The following is an 874-nucleotide window of genomic DNA, read 5'->3' on the forward strand; positions in this document are numbered from 1 at the left end:
CTAAGGGCTGTCCCGTAACTGCTGGTCACGGGTGAGATGATCTTGTCGTGGCTGGTGTGATCACGGCGTCGGAGCCGTCCTGGATAGCCCCGTTCACCGGGCTGAGCCCTCGTCAGTTCAGCAAGCTCATCACGGCGTTGCGGCGGGAGGGAGCGGACCCGGTGCGTAAGGGCCGGCCTTGGAGCTTGCCGCTGGAGGACCGGGTCCTGCTGGTCGCCGCGTACTGGCGCACCAACCTCACCCTGCGCCAACTCGCCCCGTTGTTCGGGGTGTCGAAGTCGGCGGCCGACCGCATCATCGACCACCTCGGGCCCACGCTGGCCCTCCAGCAGCGCAAGCGATTCCGCAAGGACGCCGTACTGATCGTGGACGGAACCCTGGTACCCACCCGTGATCACAGCATCGCCGAGCAGTCGAAGAACTACAGGTACTCGACCAACCACCAGGTCGTCATCGACGCCGACACCCGGCTCGTCGTCGCCGTCGGCCGGCCGCTGCCGGGCAACCGCAACGACTGCAAGGCGTGGGAGCTGTCCGGTGCGAAGGACGCCGTCGGCAAGGCCACGGTCATCGCGGACGGCGGCTACCGAGGTACCGGCCTGGTCATCCCGCACCGCCGCGAGAAAGGCCAGGCCGAACTCCCGGCCTGGAAGGAGGAACACAACGCCTCCCACCGCAAAGTCCGTGCCCGCGTGGAGCACGTCTTCGCCCGGATGAAGGGCTGGAAGATCCTTCGCGACTGCCGCCTGAAGGGCGACGGCGTTCACCACGCCATGCTCGGCATTGCCCGCCTGCACAACCTCGTCCTTGCCGGGTGACGCAGAAGCCAGCAGGTCCCCAACACGTCAAAGATCATTTATGGGACAGCCCTTAG

1 protein-coding gene is annotated in these 874 nt (G+C 66.6%); it reads left to right on the forward strand.

Going from position 1 to position 874, the window contains the following annotated elements:
• Positions 1-47: 47 nt before the first annotated feature.
• Positions 48-818 carry a transposase gene (locus AC3ETA_RS47780; RefSeq protein WP_432199172.1) on the forward strand — a complete coding sequence of 257 codons (771 nt, stop codon included), beginning with the start codon at positions 48-50 and terminating at the stop codon, positions 816-818.
• Positions 819-874: the final 56 nt, after the last annotated feature.

The organism is Streptomyces sp. bgisy027 (genome assembly GCF_057710365.1).